This is a genomic window from Limibacter armeniacum (assembly GCF_036880985.1).
Classification (GTDB): domain Bacteria; phylum Bacteroidota; class Bacteroidia; order Cytophagales; family Flammeovirgaceae; genus Limibacter; species Limibacter armeniacum.
In genome coordinates, this window is record NZ_JBAJNO010000008.1 from 1,213,076 (window position 1) to 1,231,843 (window position 18,768).

General features: G+C 39.8%; 17 protein-coding genes and 1 pseudogene. 11 read left to right on the forward strand and 7 right to left on the reverse strand.

The window, feature by feature from the left end; genetic code table 11:
- The first annotated feature begins 1 nt into the window (after position 1).
- Positions 2-694 (forward strand): LrgB family protein, encoded by a 693-nt coding sequence (locus V6R21_RS10840; RefSeq protein WP_334243592.1) that lies wholly within the window; start codon positions 2-4, stop codon positions 692-694.
- 219 nt (positions 695-913) lie between these two features.
- Here the strand turns inward: V6R21_RS10840 and V6R21_RS10845 are convergent, their stop codons facing one another.
- A complete protein-coding gene (locus V6R21_RS10845; RefSeq protein ID WP_334243594.1) occupies positions 914-2,287 on the reverse strand; it encodes an N-acetylmuramoyl-L-alanine amidase family protein in 1,374 nt (457 codons plus the stop codon).
- A gap of 628 nt (positions 2,288-2,915) precedes the next feature.
- On the opposite strand from V6R21_RS10845, the gene V6R21_RS10850 reads away from it, so the two are divergent.
- The 3 genes from V6R21_RS10850 (at position 2,916) to V6R21_RS10860 (ending at position 6,359) form a co-directional block, all read left to right on the forward strand.
- Positions 2,916-3,716 (forward strand): sulfite exporter TauE/SafE family protein, encoded by an 801-nt coding sequence (locus V6R21_RS10850; protein ID WP_334243596.1) that lies wholly within the window; start codon positions 2,916-2,918, stop codon positions 3,714-3,716.
- Positions 3,717-3,759: 43 nt separating this feature from the next.
- A complete protein-coding gene (locus tag V6R21_RS10855; RefSeq protein WP_334243598.1) occupies positions 3,760-5,166 on the forward strand; it encodes an MBL fold metallo-hydrolase in 1,407 nt (468 codons plus the stop codon).
- A 131-nt stretch (positions 5,167-5,297) separates the two neighbouring features.
- A complete protein-coding gene (locus V6R21_RS10860; protein ID WP_334243601.1) occupies positions 5,298-6,359 on the forward strand; it encodes a flavin monoamine oxidase family protein in 1,062 nt (353 codons plus the stop codon).
- A 55-nt stretch (positions 6,360-6,414) separates the two neighbouring features.
- Here V6R21_RS10860 and V6R21_RS10865 read toward each other — a convergent pair whose 3' ends face one another.
- On the reverse strand, positions 6,415-7,248 hold the full coding sequence (locus V6R21_RS10865; protein WP_334243602.1) for a thymidylate synthase: 834 nt from the start codon (positions 7,246-7,248) through the stop codon (positions 6,415-6,417).
- A 209-nt stretch (positions 7,249-7,457) separates the two neighbouring features.
- On the reverse strand, positions 7,458-8,564 hold the full coding sequence (locus V6R21_RS10870) for an IS4 family transposase (protein ID WP_334243604.1): 1,107 nt from the start codon (positions 8,562-8,564) through the stop codon (positions 7,458-7,460).
- Positions 8,565-8,733: 169 nt separating this feature from the next.
- Between V6R21_RS10870 and V6R21_RS10875 the strand changes: the two are divergent.
- The 4 genes and pseudogenes from V6R21_RS10875 to V6R21_RS10890 all read left to right on the forward strand — a co-directional run.
- Positions 8,734-8,796 (forward strand): annotated as a pseudogene (locus V6R21_RS10875) ((4Fe-4S)-binding protein); the annotation flags it as partial.
- A 169-nt stretch (positions 8,797-8,965) separates the two neighbouring features.
- Positions 8,966-9,049 (forward strand): CDGSH iron-sulfur domain-containing protein, encoded by an 84-nt coding sequence (locus V6R21_RS10880; protein WP_334244922.1) that lies wholly within the window; start codon positions 8,966-8,968, stop codon positions 9,047-9,049.
- 51 nt (positions 9,050-9,100) lie between these two features.
- On the forward strand, positions 9,101-9,982 hold the full coding sequence (locus tag V6R21_RS10885) for an NAD(P)-dependent oxidoreductase (protein WP_334244923.1): 882 nt from the start codon (positions 9,101-9,103) through the stop codon (positions 9,980-9,982).
- 92 nt (positions 9,983-10,074) lie between these two features.
- Positions 10,075-10,542 (forward strand): hypothetical protein, encoded by a 468-nt coding sequence (locus V6R21_RS10890; protein ID WP_334243606.1) that lies wholly within the window; start codon positions 10,075-10,077, stop codon positions 10,540-10,542.
- 167 nt (positions 10,543-10,709) lie between these two features.
- Here V6R21_RS10890 and V6R21_RS10895 read toward each other — a convergent pair whose 3' ends face one another.
- The 3 genes from V6R21_RS10895 to V6R21_RS10905 all read right to left on the reverse strand — a co-directional run bounded on the left by V6R21_RS10895 (position 10,710) and on the right by V6R21_RS10905 (position 12,841).
- A complete protein-coding gene (locus tag V6R21_RS10895) occupies positions 10,710-11,222 on the reverse strand; it encodes a DinB family protein (RefSeq protein WP_334243608.1) in 513 nt (170 codons plus the stop codon).
- A 93-nt stretch (positions 11,223-11,315) separates the two neighbouring features.
- Positions 11,316-12,011: a LytR/AlgR family response regulator transcription factor gene (locus V6R21_RS10900; protein WP_334243610.1), complete on the reverse strand. Its 696-nt coding sequence runs from the start codon at positions 12,009-12,011 to the stop codon at positions 11,316-11,318.
- Complete coding sequence (locus V6R21_RS10905) at positions 12,008-12,841, reverse strand: sensor histidine kinase (protein ID WP_334243612.1); 834 nt, start codon at positions 12,839-12,841, stop codon at positions 12,008-12,010. Before V6R21_RS10905 ends, V6R21_RS10900 begins: the two co-directional genes overlap by 4 nt.
- Before the next feature lie 222 nt (positions 12,842-13,063).
- On the opposite strand from V6R21_RS10905, the gene V6R21_RS10910 reads away from it, so the two are divergent.
- Together V6R21_RS10910 and V6R21_RS10915 are read left to right on the forward strand one after the other, a co-directional pair.
- Entirely contained in the window at positions 13,064-14,236 is a 1,173-nt protein-coding gene (locus tag V6R21_RS10910; RefSeq protein ID WP_334243614.1) for a metallophosphoesterase, read from the forward strand.
- Positions 14,237-14,887: 651 nt separating this feature from the next.
- Positions 14,888-15,799 carry a phospholipase A gene (locus V6R21_RS10915; RefSeq protein WP_334243616.1) on the forward strand — a complete coding sequence of 304 codons (912 nt, stop codon included), beginning with the start codon at positions 14,888-14,890 and terminating at the stop codon, positions 15,797-15,799.
- 62 nt (positions 15,800-15,861) lie between these two features.
- On the opposite strand, the gene V6R21_RS10920 is transcribed toward V6R21_RS10915, so the two are convergent.
- Positions 15,862-16,485, reverse strand: a complete 624-nt coding sequence (locus V6R21_RS10920) for an FEKKY domain-containing protein (RefSeq protein ID WP_334243619.1) — start codon at positions 16,483-16,485, stop codon at positions 15,862-15,864.
- Between the two features lie 1,272 nt (positions 16,486-17,757).
- Here V6R21_RS10920 and V6R21_RS10925 point away from each other — a divergent pair.
- Positions 17,758-18,768 (forward strand): radical SAM/SPASM domain-containing protein, encoded by a 1,011-nt coding sequence (locus tag V6R21_RS10925; RefSeq protein ID WP_334243621.1) that lies wholly within the window; start codon positions 17,758-17,760, stop codon positions 18,766-18,768.

Consider the following 18,768-nt stretch of genomic DNA (forward strand, 5'->3'; position numbering starts at 1 on the left):
TATGATAGAATTTTTTGATAACGAAGTACTGGTATTGGCACTTACCTTGGGTGTCTTTTATTTGTCTCAACAAGTTTATCAGAAACTTAAGTGGGCACTTTTCCACCCTGTTTTATTAAGTGTAGGTATCCTGATTGTAATACTGTTGTTGGCAGATGTGGATTATAGCCTTTACAAGGAGCATAGCCATATGATAGATTTCTTTTTGGCGCCATCTGTTGTGGCATTGGGAGTTGTCTTGTATGAGCAAGTGCACCATGTACGAAAGAATGTCTTGGCGATACTTGTCTCACTCTTTGTTGGCAGTTTTGTAGGGATACTCTCAGCATGCGGAGTTGCATGGTTGTTAGGAGCGGATCAGGTACTGATCGCAACACTTGCCCCTAAGTCTGTCACCACACCAATTGCGATGAGTGTCGTTGAGCAGATAGGTGGGATTCCTTCATTGGTTGCTGTAATTGTTATCGCAGTTGGGATATTGGGAGCCGCCATTGGACCATTTATTCTGAAACTTTTAAATGTTAACAGCAGAATGGCTATTGGACTCGCTTTAGGAGCCTCTGCACATGGTATCGGAACATCAAAAGCATTGGAGTTAGGGGCACTGGAAGGTGCCGTAGGTGGGTTAGCGATTGGTTTAATGGGGGTTATGACGTCTTTTTTGGTACCTCTAATTTATGGTTGGTTCATCTAGATTAAGTTCAACCATTTTCTAAAAAAAGTTAAGAAATTTTTAAACCGAGATTGTCTGTTAAGATTTATTTACTATATTTGTGTCATAGGGAAATCTTTAGCGCCTTGCACTAATTATTTCTTCTGACAATTAATTTTTCATAGCTGGTTGAAAGAATCACAATGGGCAGACTCTCGTCTGCCCTTGTGTTTTTATAACCATTTATATTTTAGGATAGAATTATTTAGCTCCCTCTTGCCCTTCTTTTGAATAACTATTCAGTTTGCCTTCTTGCTCAAAATACTGAAGAATCCCTTTGTAATATGAGTTAGCGACATCTACAATTCTTTTGCTGATGACCCCATTTTGAAGGTCGTTGTTCTTGAGAGCATGAAGCTCCTTTTCATTATCTTGAAGAAGTGGTTCTCCATAGCAAATAGGCGTGTTGATTAGTCTGCAAAGCCTTAGGTTACGGGCATAAACGCCGTCTTCCAGTCTGATGGCTAATTTTTGAAGGTAGAGAGGCTCTTCTGATGGGAGAACAGCAGGTACTTGAAGTTGCTTCTCGAACTGACGCATTACTAAAGCAGAGAGTTCAGCCGATTCTTTTACCTGTTCACTAATAAGGGTTCTTACAAAATCAAATCGGTCACGGGGAAGGCGCAGTTCATATTTTAAAAATGACCCCGGTACGAATACCATCCCAAAGTTACGCTGCGATGGTTTTTTCCATCCATAATTCTTGTCATCTGCATTGAAATGAATAATGACAGTCAGGTCAGGTTTAAAGTAGTTTATTTTTTCTGCCCTAGTCTCAAGGTCTTTGTGGAGAAAGTGATCACGGTATATCTTATACTCAGGAGATCTGCTGAACAGGTGTTTGATCTGGTCACCATTCATGCCTTTTTCTCTCAGTTCAAGCTTTAACTTGCTTTTCTTCCAGTTTTGATACGAAAGGCCATTGGCACCATGGTTAGGTCCATTTCTGGAAATAAACACTTCAGCTCCTTGTTTCTCCAGACTGTCTCTGAGTAGGTAAGCAGTTGAGAGTGTAAGGTCTCCTTCCATCAGTTGGATTTTTTCTCCCTTATGCTGCATTTCAATAAAACGACCTTCCGCTTTAGCCATTCCCATGTCTCCAGCTATATGACCAGGGTCAATAGCAATCCTAATTCCTGAAAGTGGTTTGTTTCGGCTGGTTGGAAGCAGTTGGTGGTTGCGTTTCAGAATCTTGATGGTACTCAGTACGGCAGGAGAAAGCGGAGTTGTCCCTTTCCGTTTGTAAATCTCAAACTGATAGTTGCGGTCTGCAAATTCCAAAAGCTCTTTGAATGCAGGGAGTTCTTCCCAAGACAAATAAAACTCGGGCTTCTGTGCTTCCTTATCCTTTGGAGATGCATACATGGTAATTCCCTCATTGCCGATATGAAAGTAGCCATTAAGTTGGTAGTCCTTTACCAAAAACCTTTTGGCTCTGTTATTATAAAGTTCGACAAGCCTTTCAGTTTCCGGTTGTGGAGGCTGAGCAAGCAGTGGCTTAGCACCGAGCAAATACAATAGTACTAGGCAAGCGGTACGAAGCAACAGAGAGTGTCCGGAGGATTGAACGCTCATTTTTGACATTAGGCTTAAATAAGTTAATTCAATGCAGGTTTAACAGTATTCACCACTATGTTGATACAGGTTAGGTGAATGAACATGATATAAGGATGAAATAATCAACTTCAGTAAAGTTAAAACAAGGCTTTACTTCTTAAAATACAACGTTTTAGCTAGGTATTTATTTGATTAGTACTATTAATAGCAAGATTGTACCAATGCGAATGCAATTATTCATCGAAAATCTCAGCAAGATAACATATCTGTATGATTCTATGGAAGATAAAGACAAAGAATTAAGTTAACTAATATTAATCAAAAGGTTTGCAGTGGCTGGAGCTGGAGTCTTCTTTCTCTTTTTTGTTCTGATAACACTTTGCGATTGCTTTTGATAGTTTACTCCCTGATTAGGTTATAGTTCTGAATTCAATTTGAAAATGAAATATTGGAAAATAAGCACAAATCCCTACTAAATAGCTAGAATATATATACTTAATAGGGTGTAAGTAGTTGTAAAACAAATATTTATATAAAATTGCTAACATGAATATTTGTACATATGTTTGCTTAAGTAGGAATTTTTTAGACGCCTTTAGTGGGTGGATTTTAATCGGAGACGAGCTATTAAAACTAAAAAGCAAGCATGGAAATTTTGGGTTATATAGGCGCCATGTTGATTGGTGTTTCATTGGGTTTGATCGGGGGAGGTGGTTCTATCCTGACAGTGCCTGTTTTGGTTTACCTGATGGGAGTAGATCCTGTATTGGCAACAGCTTATTCATTATTTGTAGTAGGAGGGGCTTCATTAATCGGCTCAATCAACTACATGAAAAAAGGGCTGGTAAGTTATAAAACCGCAATAGTATTTGGTCTGCCTTCGATGTTTGCTGTTTTATTGACAAGGAAGTATTTGGTGCCAGCAATTCCTGAACATATCCTGAAGATAGGTAGTTTTGATCTGAACAAACCAACCATGATGATGCTATTGTTTGCAGTCATGATGCTGTTGGCTTCTGTTTCCATGATACGTAAGTGTAAGCATTGTACTGAAGATGATAACAGAGGACCTATATCTTTCAATTATCCAATGATTTTGGGAGAAGGAGCATTGGTGGGTACGCTTACAGGACTGGTAGGTGCAGGAGGAGGTTTCCTGATTATCCCGGCATTGGTTGTTTTGGCAAGGTTACCAATGAAACTGGCAGTTGGTACCTCTCTGCTGATTATTGCCATCAAGTCACTAATCGGTTTTCTGGGAGACGTGTCGGAGCAAAACATCGAATGGAGCTTTTTGGGAATCTTCACAGCATTGGCAATTGGAGGTATTTTTATTGGTTCAAAGCTTTCATCGCATATCGCTGGAAATGAGCTGAAAAAGGGTTTTGGCTGGTTTGTTGTCCTGATGGGCGTTTGGGTACTGGTAAAAGAAATTGTTCTGAAATGATACCTTTGCAGTAGTTTACACTTGATACTAACATATACAAAAGATGAAACATACAGTAGAGCAACTTTATACAGGATGTCTGGCACAAGGAGCTTATTATATTGAATCAAATGGGGAAGTGGCAGTGATTGACCCGCTAAGGGAAACGGCTCCTTATATCAATATGGCAGAAGAGCGTGGGGCAAAGATCAAATACATCTTTGAGACACACTTTCATGCAGACTTTGTTTCGGGTCACGTTGACCTGGCAAAGAAAACAGGCGCTACCATCGTGTATGGTCCTACTGCAAATCCTGACTATGATGTTCATGTAGCCAAAGATGGTGAAGAATTCAAGGTTGGGGAGTTTACAATCACCGTTTTGCATACGCCGGGACATACACCTGAGTCTTCTACCTACCTGTTGACAGATGCAACGGGTAAGAAAGAAGCGATCTTTACAGGAGATACACTTTTCTTGGGAGATGTAGGGCGTCCGGATTTGGCAATCAAGTCTGACCTGACACAGGAAGATCTGGCAGGGATGCTTTATGATTCTTTGAGAAACAAGATTATGCCGTTGCCGGATGAAATCACGGTTTACCCGGGACACGGAGCAGGCTCTGCTTGCGGAAAAAATATGAGCAAGGATACGGTAGATACTTTGGGTAACCAAAAGAAAACCAACTACGCTTTGCAAGACATGACCAAGGAGCAGTTTATCAAGGAAGTTACAGAAGGTATTTTGCCTCCTCCTCAGTATTTCCCAAAAAATGCGCAACTGAACAAGCACGGTTACGAAAGTTTTGACGAAGTACTGGGCAGAGGTATGACAGCTTTAGCACCTGAAGCATTTGAAAAGACAATGGCTCAGGATAATGTTTTGGTACTGGATACAAGAGCGCCACAAGTTTTCAACAAAAGCTTCGTTCCTAATTCAGTGAATATTGGTTTGGACGGAAAATTTGCGGTTTGGGTGGGTACCCTTATCACAGACCTGAAAACACCAATCCTTCTGGTAACAGATGAAGGTCGTGAAGAGGAAACAGTAAAAAGATTGTCTCGCGTTGGTTACGACAATACGATCGGTTTCTTGAAAGGTGGTGTAGAAGCTTGGAAAGCAAGTGGAAGGTCAACTGAAGAGATTATCTCCATTTCTGCTGAGGAATTGGAAGAAAAAATCAAGGAAGGTGTATCCGTGGTGGATGTCAGAAACCCTAACGAGTTTTCATCATCACACATTGAAAATGCCCAGACTTATCCGCTGGATTACATCAACGATCACCTGAATGAATTGGATAAGGAGAAGACGATCTATCTGCACTGTGCAGGCGGATACCGCTCCATGATTGCGACATCCATTCTGAGAAAACAAGGATATAATAATATCATTGAAGTAGCGGGAGGCTTTGGAGCCATCAAAAAAACAGATATCAAATTGACTGACTTTGTTTGTCCTTCGGGAAAATAAATAAGAAACCTATGTAGGTTAGGATTCAACTAAATAATTGGTAAGACCGGTACAATCACATTTGTGATAGTATCGGTTTTTATCTTTAGGGAGTAGTGCTAATTATAACCATAGGCAAACATTGATATTAAATGCAAAAACTAATCATTATAGGAGCGGGTATCAGTGGACTTTCAGCAGGATATTTCTTGAAACAAAATGGCTTTGGAGATTTCCTGATACTGGAAGCTGCTGATCAAATAGGAGGCAGGGTGAAAACCATTTTCCATGAAGAACTGCCTATTGAGATGGGACCAACTTGGCTTGGATTAAAACACAAGGCATTGGTCAGTTTACTGGAAGTGTTGGAAGTTGATATTTTCCCACAATTTGAAGAGGGCATAGCACAATACGAAATGTCAGTCTCGGCACCCGTACAGTCATTTACACCACCTCCAAATTCTGAACCATCTTACCGGATTGGAGGAGGAACAAGTGGTTTGATTCATAAACTGGTTGAAAAGGTTGGACACGAAAAAATCAAAACTGGCGCAAAAGTGATCAGCATATCTGAGAAAGGGGAAGAGCTGATTTTGCAAACTGAAAAAGGGGAGAAATTTTCAGCTGCAAAAGTAATCGTTACCATTCCTCCACAATTGCTGGTAAATACCGTTAGTTTTGCCCCCGAAATACCTGCCAATACCCGAATGTTATTAGAAAACACCTACACATGGATGAGCCTCTACACAAAAGTGGCAGTAGTGTATGCGGCACCGTTCTGGAAAGCAAAAGGCTTCTCAGGCATGGCGTTCAGTCAGTCAGGACCCATGAATGAGTTGTATGACCATTCAGATGTAAATGGTAAAGGTTTTGCCTTGAAAGGATTCCTTTCTTTGGAGCAGCATTATAAAGAGATGTCCAAAGCAGCAAGGGAAGAGGCAGTCATTCGTCAGTTGGTGAAATTCTTTGGAGAAGAAGCAGCCAATTATACAGCCTATTATGAAATGGATTGGTCAGAAGTACCATTGACCTCGGTACTTGGAAAAGATATGCTGCCATCCAAACATTTGTATGGACACCCATTATATACCCATCCACTATTCAATGGAAAGCTGTTGCTTTCGGGAACAGAGACTGATGCTGAATATGGTGGTTATATGGATGGAGCCGTTCGTGCCGCTAAATTTTCTACAGATTGGTTCCTAAAAAAATAGAGACGCATTCAATACGTCTCTACTTTTTAAAATCTTTCGATTCAATTCTAACACCTTAAATAGAAATCGGTGCCTTAATCGCCGGATGGTGCTCATAACCCACCAACTCAAAATCCTCAAACTTGTAATCAAAAATGGATTCAGGTTTTCTCAGAATTTTCAGTTTTGGCAAAGTCTTCGGTTCTCTTGAAAGCTGCTCTTGTACTTGCTCAAAGTGATTTTTGTAGATGTGTACATCACCGCCAGACCAAATAAAATCACCCACTTCCAAATCACACTGCTGTGCAATCATATGTGTCATCAATGAATAACTCGCAATGTTGAAAGGCAAGCCTAAGAAAGTATCCACGCTGCGTTGTGTCAGCATGCATGACAGTTTGCCTTCCACCACATAAAACTGGATAAATGCGTGGCAAGGAGCCAAAGCCATCTTTCCATTTTTTGCATTGTCAACAGGAGAAACCCCTTCATCAGGCAAGTCTGCAACGTTCCAAGCCGAAACAATAATGCGGCGGCTGTTCGGGCGTGTCTTGATATCCTCAATTACTTTTGCAATCTGATCGATTTCATTTCCGTCAGGTGTTTTCCAATGTCTCCACTGTACGCCATATACAGGACCCAATTCGCCCTCTTCCGTAGCCCACTCATTCCAGATTTTTACCCCATTTTCCTGAAGGTAGCGAACGTTTGTTTCCCCGTTAAGGAACCAAAGCAGCTCATGCACCACAGATTTCCAGTGAATTTTTTTAGTCGTCACAATTGGGAAACCCTCCGAAAGATCGAAGCGCATCATAGCACCGAACAGTGAGCGTGTGCCTGTACCTGTTCTGTCGCCTTTGTCTACACCCGTTTCGTAAGTTTGCTTAAGTAAGTCCAGATATTGTTTCATGTATTTGTATCGTCTGATTTTTTGTCGGACAAAGTTAAATTGATTGAAAAGAATACGAAAAAAATAATCCTAAATTAAGATGGTATTGAATAATTAAAACCGTAACCCAAAAACTATCCGAATCATGAAAGAGTACTCAAACGGCGAGGTGACCATCTTATGGAAACCCGATGTATGCATACACTCAGGCCACTCTACGGTACACTTTTTTATAACCAACTAAAAACCAGTTTTTCAGATGGTGTTTTGGGACTAATTTCCCTCCAAAACTTCTTCCAAAGTCCTTTGATCTCATTACCTACTTGGCGGGATCTCGTACAGAAATGTTCCTGCAACAGATCTTTTCCCTTTCTGAAATAGCTGTTCTCCCTGTAACCGTGGTTCTTTACTTTTATGTTTTGTACTTTTTCATGGAAAGCCACGCCAAATAAGTGACAAACAGCAAAGGCCATACACACCACAGCAAAAAGTCTTTCAAGCCGATCCAATTTGGTCAGGTGAGTGGCTTCCAGGTTGAATCCCCGCCCTTTGAGCGACTGGAAGAACACCTCGATGCTCCACCGTTTTCTATAGCTTGACAGCAAGCCTCTTTTCATCAGGTTTGAGACTACGATCAGGTAGTCCTTTCGCCCGTTTTTATCCTTGGTCATCTGCATGGAAAGAGTCAGGTCCATTCCATAGATCGTTGCTCTTCGGTCAGTACAGCGAAAGCCTTCTTTGCTCCATACCTCTCCTGTTTTCTCCACACCATCGATGTTGATTTTGTGGTGTGATGGAATCCGAACGCAGAAGACAATCCCTTGCATGGTCATAAACCGAAGCCACTTTTTGCCGATAAACTCCCGGTCTGCAATCACTTTCCCGATCCGTTCGGGAGGCACAATCTGAAGTACTTCCTTCAGCAAATCAATACGCTCCTGCTGGTGGCTGTTTCCTTTTTTGTCCAGTAGCCGAAAAGCCAGTGGAAAACCCACGTCATGACTGTAGGCCGTCACTGCCAGAATATTCACTGCCTGCTTTCTGGACTGCCAGTTGGTTCGGTCAATGCAGAGGGTGATCTTTCCGGATGGCAGGCAGGAAAACAACCATGCCATCAGGGCCTGATAATTGAACACAGCTCCTGACATAAAGCGTTTGACTTGCTTGGTCCGAGAAGCTTTTTGTGCCTTGAATGGCAAGTTTTTGGCTATCTGATGAAATTGCACATTTTCATCTTCCACCAAGGCCGTAATTAGCTTGGCTAGTACCTGTTTGCTTGGTTTGCCTTTGACGATTTGGAAACCGCAGAGGATTTCAAGTATATTTGCAGTCAACATAAAGGTAAAGGTCTGGCTTGTGGTTTTGGCGAACGGCAAAGTTAGACCTTTGCTTTTTCTTGCCCCAATCAGCCACTTAAATGACCTGCAAATATCCTGTAATCCAGCATTACACCCTTAACTCACTTTGTTATTAAAACTGTACCGTAGAGTGCACTCAGGCATTTGTGTGAAAGGGCTTCCTAAAGTTTTCCGTCCGAAGGAAAAACCATGGATTGATGTAGAAGCAGCTTCAACTGAAGCATTGATAAGTCAGGTAAAGAAATGCCCTTCTGGCGCATTGTCATACTATTTGAATGATGAATCTGATTCAGAAAGTGAAAAAGAAAAATCATCTGGTGCAGCGATGAAAGTAGAAATGATGGAAAACGGTCCACTGATCGTAAGAGGTAAAAGAAAAAATGGCAGCCCTTTGCCGATGTGGAGCCTCAGGCAACAAGCCTTATTGTGATGGAAGCCATGCAAAAGTTGACTTTAAAGGATAAGCTTGCGTGACATCAATACCGTAATCTGATTTTTAAATTTGAATAATAGCAATAAAGAGAATGAAAGTAACATTTATTGGGCTGGGCATTATGGGAAGCCGCATGGCTGAAAACCTGTTGAAGTTTAAAGTAGACCTGACCGTTTTTAACCGTTCGGCAGCACCAGTCAAAAAGCTGGAAGAAAAAGGTGCCAAGGCAGCCACGTCATATCAGGAAGCTGTAAAAAATGCGGACATTGTATTTACCATGCTGGCAAGACCTGAAGCAGTAGAAGAAGTGATGCTGGAAGAAAATGGCGGATTGTCAAACATGAAAAAAAATGCGTTGTGGGTAGATTGTTCCACCGTGAATCCATCCTTTACAGAAAAGGCAGCAGCGATAGCCCACAAGAAAAATATCCGATTTCTGGATGCACCTGTAGCCGGAACAAAACCTACGGCAGCCAATGCTGAGCTTGTGTTTTTTGTAGGTGGAGCAGAAAAAGACCTGAAAGAAGCAGAATCGCTGCTCAATTTTATGGGCAAGAAAATTATGCACATAGGAGAAACGGGAAAAGGCTCCGCATTCAAGATGCTGGTCAATGCACAACTAGCCCAATCCATGCTGATCTTCGCAGAAACATTGTTGCTTGGTGAAAAAATGGGTATACAAAAAAACTTCCTGTTGGATACACTTCCCAATCTTGCCGTATCCGCACCATTTACCAAGATGAAAGCAGAACTGATTCGGGAGAATGATTATGAAGCACAGTTTCCTCTCGAACTGATGCATAAGGATTTGCACCTTGCCGCACTGACTGCCTATGAAAATGATCAGCCGCTTTATCTAGCTAACCTAGCCAAAGAACTTTTTGGTGATGCAAAAAATGCAGGATTGGGCAGATATGATTTTTCAGCGATCTATCATTTTCTGGAAGGGAAGAGTAAAAAGTAAATGCTCAAATATTTTGAAATTGTAGTGAGGTTAAAAAAATCATCTGGTAATTGACTAGATTAAAGCAATTATCTAATCTAACTCAATGTATAATGATGATAAATGACTTGATATTTTTTCTAATTAAAATCAGTATTATCAAGCCCTCAAAAAAACTTGTAGCTAAATTGAATTCACATGCTGATTTACATAAAATCAAATACTTATCTATAAAAGGGGTTTATGATATTAGATGTCAATGTATTAAGCAATTGGTTATTATAAATCCAGATAATTTATTAGAAGAGATAGCTGTATTTATAGATGATCCAATAATATCTGTTTCAATGATGGCAATTGAAACACTGGAAACTTTAGATGAGAATGGCATATATTCAACAAAAGTGTCAAGAAAAAAGAGATATTGGAAGAACCGATACAAAGTAGAAAAAGGGAAAGAGTCCAAAAGAAAGAACAGGGGGACTAATGAACATTTTAGAGATTATTCAACAGATAGGTTACAAACACGCCTTAATGATCAAATAGGATGGGCAAGCTCTTCAATATCTAATGGGTTCTAGAAATTGAATTATAAGTAGTGGCGTGCATTAAGTAACGTGAACTATGGATTACATCACCCTTTCAGGGATCAATAGTATGGTTTTCATTACGATGGGATTTATCTCATCAAACAATTCAACTAGCCGTAGCATTGTGTAATTAGCTACGGCTAGTAGAGAAAATCTAATTACAAATACCTTTCATTCAGGATATTGATATGATGGTTGATATGACCGATCATAATGTAGCCCAATGCCCTTGCCGTAAACGGATGCGTTACACCATCTCCGACAAACTTGCTTTGATCTTCAGTCAGGTTTTGAAACAGAAAGGCTGAATTTTTTCTTATCACCAGAAATTCTTCCACAAGGCTTTCCATTGTTCTACCTGATACAGCTGCATGGGTGGCATAAAGGTCTTCATCCATGCTGTGCAGAGGTGTTTTGTTGTCACCTCTTGCGCAAACCAATGTACGGTAAGCAAATACTCTTTCTGTATCCGTTATGTGCATCAACACCTCTTTGACCGTCCATTTGCCTGGAGCATATCGGTAATCGTGTTTGTCTGCAGGAATTTCACGGAAAAATTGGGCGGTCAGTTCTGTGTTGAGATCAAGAATGTCCAGATACGGCCCTTCGTCGACAAGATTAATGTAGTGTTGGAAATAAGGATTGTACTCTGACTGTTTTGGTCTGTTCATGAGTTGAGTTTTATAAGCGTATCAAAAAGTACATGGGGCTTGAGCAGAAATTTTTGCTGCCCGTTTTGTGTGATAAAGTTAATTGTAAATCTATTACCCAATCAAATGCATCACTTGTGATTTGTAAGTTTTTCCGATTGGGATTTCAATCTTGTCAACAAGAATGCGGTTACCCTCGATACTTTTGATCTGTTTTTTGGCTACTGCAAAAGATTTATGGATTTGAATCAGGTCAGGGTAGTTGAATGAACGCAATAGCTCAGATATTTTTTCTCTGATGGTAACAATTTCATCTTCCATTACAACCTTGGTGTAATTTCCCGCAGCTTCCACATATAGAATGGCTGACAGATTTACCTGTATATATTTTTTGTTGGTTTTTAACCAAATGGATTGCGTTTCATCTTTTACTTGAGTGTGAGCAATTGGAGTAGTATTGTGAGTCTCCGTAGCTTTGTTGACGGCTTTCAAAAAACGTTCGAACCCAAATGGCTTTAAGAGGTAGTCCACAATATTCAGTTCATATCCTTCCAATGCGTATTCTCTGTAAGCTGTCGTTACGATTATTTTTGGTGGTGCAGGAAGTGTCCTCAATAATTCAAAGCCTTTCAGTTTGGGCAAGTTCAAGTCCAGAAAAATCAGGTCAACACGTTGTTTGTTCAAAAATTCAAGCGCTTCGATGGCATCATAGCATTGCCCTCCCAGTTGCAGGTTGGGTAACATATCACAGTATCCTTTAATAATATCATGTGCCACAGGTTCATCATCGATGATAAGGTACTTGGTCATATAGCTTGCAGTGTCAGTTGAACTTTATAGGTCGAATCTGTTTGTGAAATAATAAATTGATGCCTGTTTGGGTACACCAATTCCAGTCGTCTTTGCAGGTTTTGTAACCCTACGCCTTCTTGCGAAGCGGGCATTTCAGGATCAACGTTGTTTTCAACTTCAAAGTAAACCTGATTGCCGTCGCTTTTGCAAATCATATGGATAAAGGCATCGTGCCTAAGTTGTTCGACACCATGCTTAAATGCATTTTCCACCAGAATAATAAAGAGTAATGGCGTAACCGGAAGATTTTCATTTTCAATGGAGGTTTCAAAAGTTACCTCAATTTTTTTGTGATAGCGTGCTTCGTTCAGCTGTATATAACTTTGAAGATAGGCGATTTCTTCTCCTATCGTAGCCAATTCCCGTTGCCCTTCATAAATGCTGTATCGCATCATTTCAGAAAGTTTGAGAATCATGGTTTTGGCTTTCATATTGTCTTTTTCAATTGAGCCATAAAGATTGTTGAGCACATTAAAGAAAAAGTGTGGGTTTACCTGACTTTGCAGGTGTACCAGTTCCATCCTCATTTTTTCATTCTTTAAATTGAGCAGCGACCGAATCTGTTTGATGAGCCAAGTGATGGAAAAGATGGGTACGAGTATAATCAGCGTAGCATAATAGGAGATCAGCAACATTCCATCTATGGAAAATGGATCGAACGCTATTACGACAGAGTCCTTGTTGGTGGTGATTACCAGAAAGAAAATAATGATGGCCGGTATAGCTAATGATAATATCGCAATTGTTGCCAGCAGTTTTTTGGTGTTTTTATTTAAAGCTAAAATCATATTGCAAGAATAAGGCTTCGTGAAATAGTCTCAAAATAAGTTGACAAACACCCTTGCAGCAGTGATAAAGGTGTTGGACTTTGTGACAAAATACCTTCGTATGCACTTCGTTGCCGTATGTCACAGCCTCTTGTATATGTATCCCAGTTAATTGATTGCTACACACGATCAGGAATACTTTAGCATCAAATAATTTTTCATTTCCCAAAAAATCTTATTTGTATGAAGACTAAAGTTTTAAGATACCTGAAACATATTTTCCTGACTTTACTGGTATTGGGTACAGTTACCATAATGGTAGGATTACAAATGGGTGCGGCAGTCAATTATGGTGATGATCCTGCAAGAATGCATCTTGATAAAGAAGGGCCGTATATTTTTTTTGAGGCAGACAGCCTTATTAGTGTCAATTATATCAAGGGAAATAAAGAAGCGGGCTTTTATGTAAATCGGAATGATTATGAAACCCATGCGATAATGGAAGCCACTTGTTTTTTTCCACTTGACTCCAGCTATTTCAATTTTTCAGTCAAGGCAGAAATTAAAATACCCGCAGCAGTTTATAATGATCACGAACCGATTATTGCCCTCTCTGATATAGAAGGAGGTTACAAAACTTTCCGTGATTTCCTTATTCATAACAAGGTGATTGACCATGATTTGAATTGGACTTTCGGAAAGGGACACCTCGTTTTGGTGGGAGATTTTGTTGACCGTGGCTGGTCAGTGACACAGGTGCTTTGGTTTATTTATAAGCTGGAAACTGCTGCGGAAAAGCATGGGGGAAAAGTGCATTATATTTTGGGTAACCATGAATTGAAAAATATGCAGGGAAGGTACGAAGCAGCATCGCCCAGGTATTTTGCAGCAGCTGCCATTCTAGGCAAGCAGCACCACCAGCTTTACGATTCCAATTCTTTTATTGGAAGATGGATGGCGAGTAAAAATGCCGTTGAAAAAATTAACGGTTACCTGTTTGTGCATGGAGGTATTCATCCAAATGTGGCAAAATATGAGATCAGCCTAGAGGAAATCAACCACAAAGTGAGAAAACACTATTACCATATTTTTTTCCCGAAACCTGAAGAGACAGTTGACCAGCTGCTTATCTCTGACAAAAAAGGTGTCAGCTGGTACAGGGGGTACTTTAAGGAAGACCTGACTACTCCTGAAATAGATAGCATTCTGAAAAGCTTCCATGCAAAATCCATTGTTGTGGGGCACACACTCCAGCCAGAAATAAAGACCTTTTTTGAAGGAAGGGTGGTGGGCATTGATGTCAAGCATCCAAAAGATTACCGAAAAACGTGGCCATTCCAAGATTCGGAAGGCTTGCTGATTGAAGGAAACAAACTTTACAGGTTGTTTAGTGATGGCAGTAGGCTGCCTTTGTAATTATCGGCAGAAATTTTTCCATAGCCCATTTAGGGCGAAAGTTTTATACCGATGTGCTTTTTCTATCGCTGGAAAATTTAGTTCGTATAGACATTTGCCCTGATACATTCGAACTTTGATGATATAACTTACAATAAAAGATGTCGCTCCTAACGGAGCTGAAAAAAAGATGGCAAATAATGACTGGCTACAAAGATGATACTTCTAACGGAGCAAAAAAATAAACAGCTCCATCGAAGCGCAACCTTTGTAGCGCGTCTTTCCTTGTGAAAAAAGCTCCGTAGGAGCGACACCTTCAGGATTCATGGAATGTCTATAAACAGTGACTTCGTTTTTATATCTTGTTTATTTGAAGAGCGTACACCTTATTTTTCAATAAATAATGCTAGAGAAGGATGAATGTAAACGGTTTAGGTTCGCTATTTTCAAGAATTTATCATTGATGATGATTTTTAAAAAGTGAAACCAATTTTCTTGAGAAGGAGTAGTCCTTTACCAAATAAAGTTTTTGAATAAAAAAGCCAAAGATATAAAACAATACTCAAGTAGGTGAAAACCTTGGTGTTGTACAGCTGTAGGAATAATTTAGCAGGAATTGCGTTTTATAAGTCGTCTATAGTAAACATCATACTTTTCAATAAACCATTCTAAATGAGTTATCCTATTGTTGCAAAGATTATCAGGTTAGTCTTTTGCATATTTTTTATTTTAATATCAAGACTTACAGTATTTGCTCAGTTTCAGGAGTTTGATAAGCCGATCTATTCCAGACCACTTAATGAACGGTGGGAGCTTGATTCTGCCAGCCGAAAAGGTGTATTCCGCATTACTTTTTACAAGCCTGTCTATGTTACGGCAGGGCGTTGGTCAAGCAAGCCAAACAGGCAGCCGAGAAGCTTGAATCCAAGCTATGCGCTAGATGAAGAAATCAATTATAAAAGGCTTGAGGCGAAGTTTCAGTTGAGTTTAAAGACAAAATTGCTGCAAGGAATTTTTGGAGACAAAGGCGACTTGTGGGCAGCCTATACACAAGTGGCGCACTGGCAACTTTATAATTCGGATATATCCCGTGCTTTTCGGGAACTGAATTATGAGCCTGAATTGATTTTCAACTATCCTGTTTCGCTGAGGCTTTTTGGTTTTGATATGAAAATGGCTGGCGTAGCCTTTAACCACCAATCAAATGGAAGGGACTTACCGAGGTCACGAAGCTGGAACAGAATTATTTTTCATGCAGCATTGCAAAGAGAAAACTGGCAGGTTTTGGTGCGCCCTTGGATACGGCTGAAAGATGAAGAAGATGAAAATCCTGAGATGGAGCGGTATATCGGAAATGGAGAATTTGTAGTGGCATACAGTAAAAATCACCATCAGGTTTATTCTGTGATCCGGCATCCTTTTGACCGTCTTGAGGGAGGCAGTGCTGAGTTGAATTTTGTTTTTCCAATTGAGGAGCAATTACGTTTCCATATACAATTTTTTGGCGGATACGGCGAAACCTTAATTGACTATAACCACAGGCAGTTTACCATCGGTATAGGGGTTACTTTTATTGATTGGTAGATTTTTTAGATAAAAAAAGCATTCCATAAAGCGAAATGGAATGCTTGATTGCTATTGCACGACTATTTTATGCCAAATGGTTTAATCGGTAAGTCCTTTTGCCATTCGTCTCCATATTTCCTGTTGAGGTAATCAAAGATAGTTTGATTGTTTTTTGAGGTCTCCTTAAGTGTAATGGGATCGATGATACAGTTTTTGATGGTGAAACCAATGCCATACTTTTCCTTGAAACGCTGATATTCCTGTGGGATGGTATTGTTCAGTCCATGTATAATAAAGTCGAGTTCATTGTTTTCAATCTTTTGCTCAATAGCTTTATCTGAAAGCGAATACTTTATAGGTGAGTTGAGAAAGCTATTTCTTCCCTTTTTTTCTATATCCTTCAGACGTATTGTAATTGTATTCTTGTGGGCGGTAATTCTCGCAGGGTAGTAAACATAAGAATCAAAGGTTTCTGAATAGAACCCAAACTGATATCTGCCGCTTTTTGGTAATGTAATGCTAAAACTTTTTTCAGAGGTGAGTTCAATTTTTTGATCAAGTCCAGTCACATAAAATTCTCCTTGTGTAAGTATTTTATCTGTCAGGTTTTCAAAAACAACATGTGCAGTTATTGCTTTATTATTCGCTTTTGCTGCAAAAGCGAATAAAGTAAGTAGAATGAAAGTGATACTTATTTTTTTCATGGATACTAAAGTTAATTTGACACTTTGGTTAAAATATAGAAAAATAATATGAGAAGAAATATTTATGTTTTAAGTCTTAATAAGTGATTTTTTCATTTATTAATGACTTAAAAAGATGTTACATCTTATCCGTTTCAGATTATGAAAATAAAAATGAGATTTTTGGTTACACGTCTTTTATTTATTGTGTTCTCGTTAAGTGCATGTCATAATAAGCAGGAGGTGTTGCTAGGGACATGGTGGGAAAGAGATTTGACAGATGCTAGCCCTCCTAGAGGTTATGAGGGTTTTAAAATCTATCATGATACAATTGAAAGCCTTTATCTTGAATATACTAAATGGATGACAACTTAGGAGGGAAGACAGTTTATTTTACTTAGGAAGAACGTGAACTATGAATTAGTTTCACGATTTATCACGCCCTTTCAGGACTTAAAAAAGTCCTCTCCTTTACGATGGGATAATCGCACTGTGTAACAGTCATTGCTGAAGTATTTAGCTCCCTTCGGGGCAGGTGTAAACCACTGAATAAAAAGTCAATCTTAATCCTTCTGTCGCTATCCCATAAAGCCTTTTCAATGCATAAGTCCCGAAGGGACGAAATATATTAGCGATGGGTAAAACCCATCGTTGGCAGACACTAATTTTTAAGTCCTGAAAGGGCGACATAATCCATCGTTTACATCACGAAATATTTATGATGTTTTCCATCAAATATGAGAGGGTTTGAAAATGAGGAATAAATATTTTACCCATAGAAGAAAAGGGAGCCAAAGATCCGTTTTCCATTCAATAACCACTCTTATTGTTCTGCTTATTAGCATTCTGTTATTCTTAACTAATCAAAGGCAGCAGGAACAAATATATCGTACATACTGTGCTGGGTTTGGATTTGGTGGTAAACAGCTCGTTCTGCTGAATGGAGGTGCCTTCAGGTTTACTTTTTATGGATGCTCTCAAAATGATGGAGTTATAAGTGGTGAATGGTTAATTAGGGATAATGTGCTTGAATTATTTCCTAAAGAGGCAATAGAATTGCTTGAATCCAGAAACTATCTTTCAGACAATAATCTTATACCTGACAATGGCTGTGACAGTTTAGACTCTTATGTAAGGTGCCATTGAATTGGGTTATAGTTGAGTCAGATGGTTCTTATAGATGTTATGATTTTTAGAGATAGTTAAATCACTGTAGTCTTGTAGTTTTACATCTTCATTTTCTCCCTTAACTTGCGTTTCTCTTTTTCACCTTGCTAAACTGAAAACCAAAGGATGAATGACCAACTGAACCTGCTTCGTAAATTGACTGCCCGAAAGCTGCTGAATGCTGCAAAGCTGTATGGCAGTTATTTTTTATCGAGATGGACCAAGAAGAATTTTCATTGGGGATTGCCATTCAGCTTGGCGTTGGAGCCTACTACTTCGTGCAATTTGCGTTGTCCTGAATGTCCGAGTGGGTTGCGTGCGTTTACCCGTCCGACGGGAATGTTGCAGGAAAAACTTTTTAGGGAAGCGATTGATGAGCTGTCTTCTACCTTGCTGTACCTTACTTTTTATTTTCAGGGTGAGCCGTTTCTTAACCCGTCTTTTCTGGAGATGGTGCAGTATGCTTCTTCAAAAAATATTTATACGGCTACTTCCACCAATGCGCATTACCTGAATGATGCGGTGGCTAAAAAAACTGTGGAGTCTGGATTGGATCGCCTGATTATTTCCATTGATGGAACTACGCAGGAGACTTATCAGTCGTACCGGATAGGAGGGAAGTTGGAGAAGGTGATTGAGGGAACAAAAAATATGGTGAAGTGGAAGCAAAAGCTGCAATCAGCTACGCCGCGCCTTGTGTTTCAGTTTTTGGTGGTCAAACCTAATGAGCACCAGCTGGAAGAGGCAAGGCAGTTGGCTAAAGATCTGGGTGTGGATGAAATCACTTTCAAGACAGCACAGATCTATGATTATGAAAATGGTTCGCCACTTATTCCGACGCTTGATAAGTATTCACGTTATGCGAAGCAGAGTGATGGCACTTACCGTATCAAGAACAAACTGGAAAACAGTTGCTGGAAAATGTGGCACTCTTGCGTGATTACCTGGGATGGTAATGTGGTGCCTTGTTGTTTTGATAAGGATGCACACTATCAGTTGGGCAATATGCAAAAGGGTGGTTTTGAGAAAGTATGGAGAAGTGCGCCTTACAACCGCTTCAGAAAGCAGCTGCTGAAAGCACGTAGTGAGATTGATATTTGTAAGAACTGCACAGAAGGGATGAAAATCTTTGGCTGA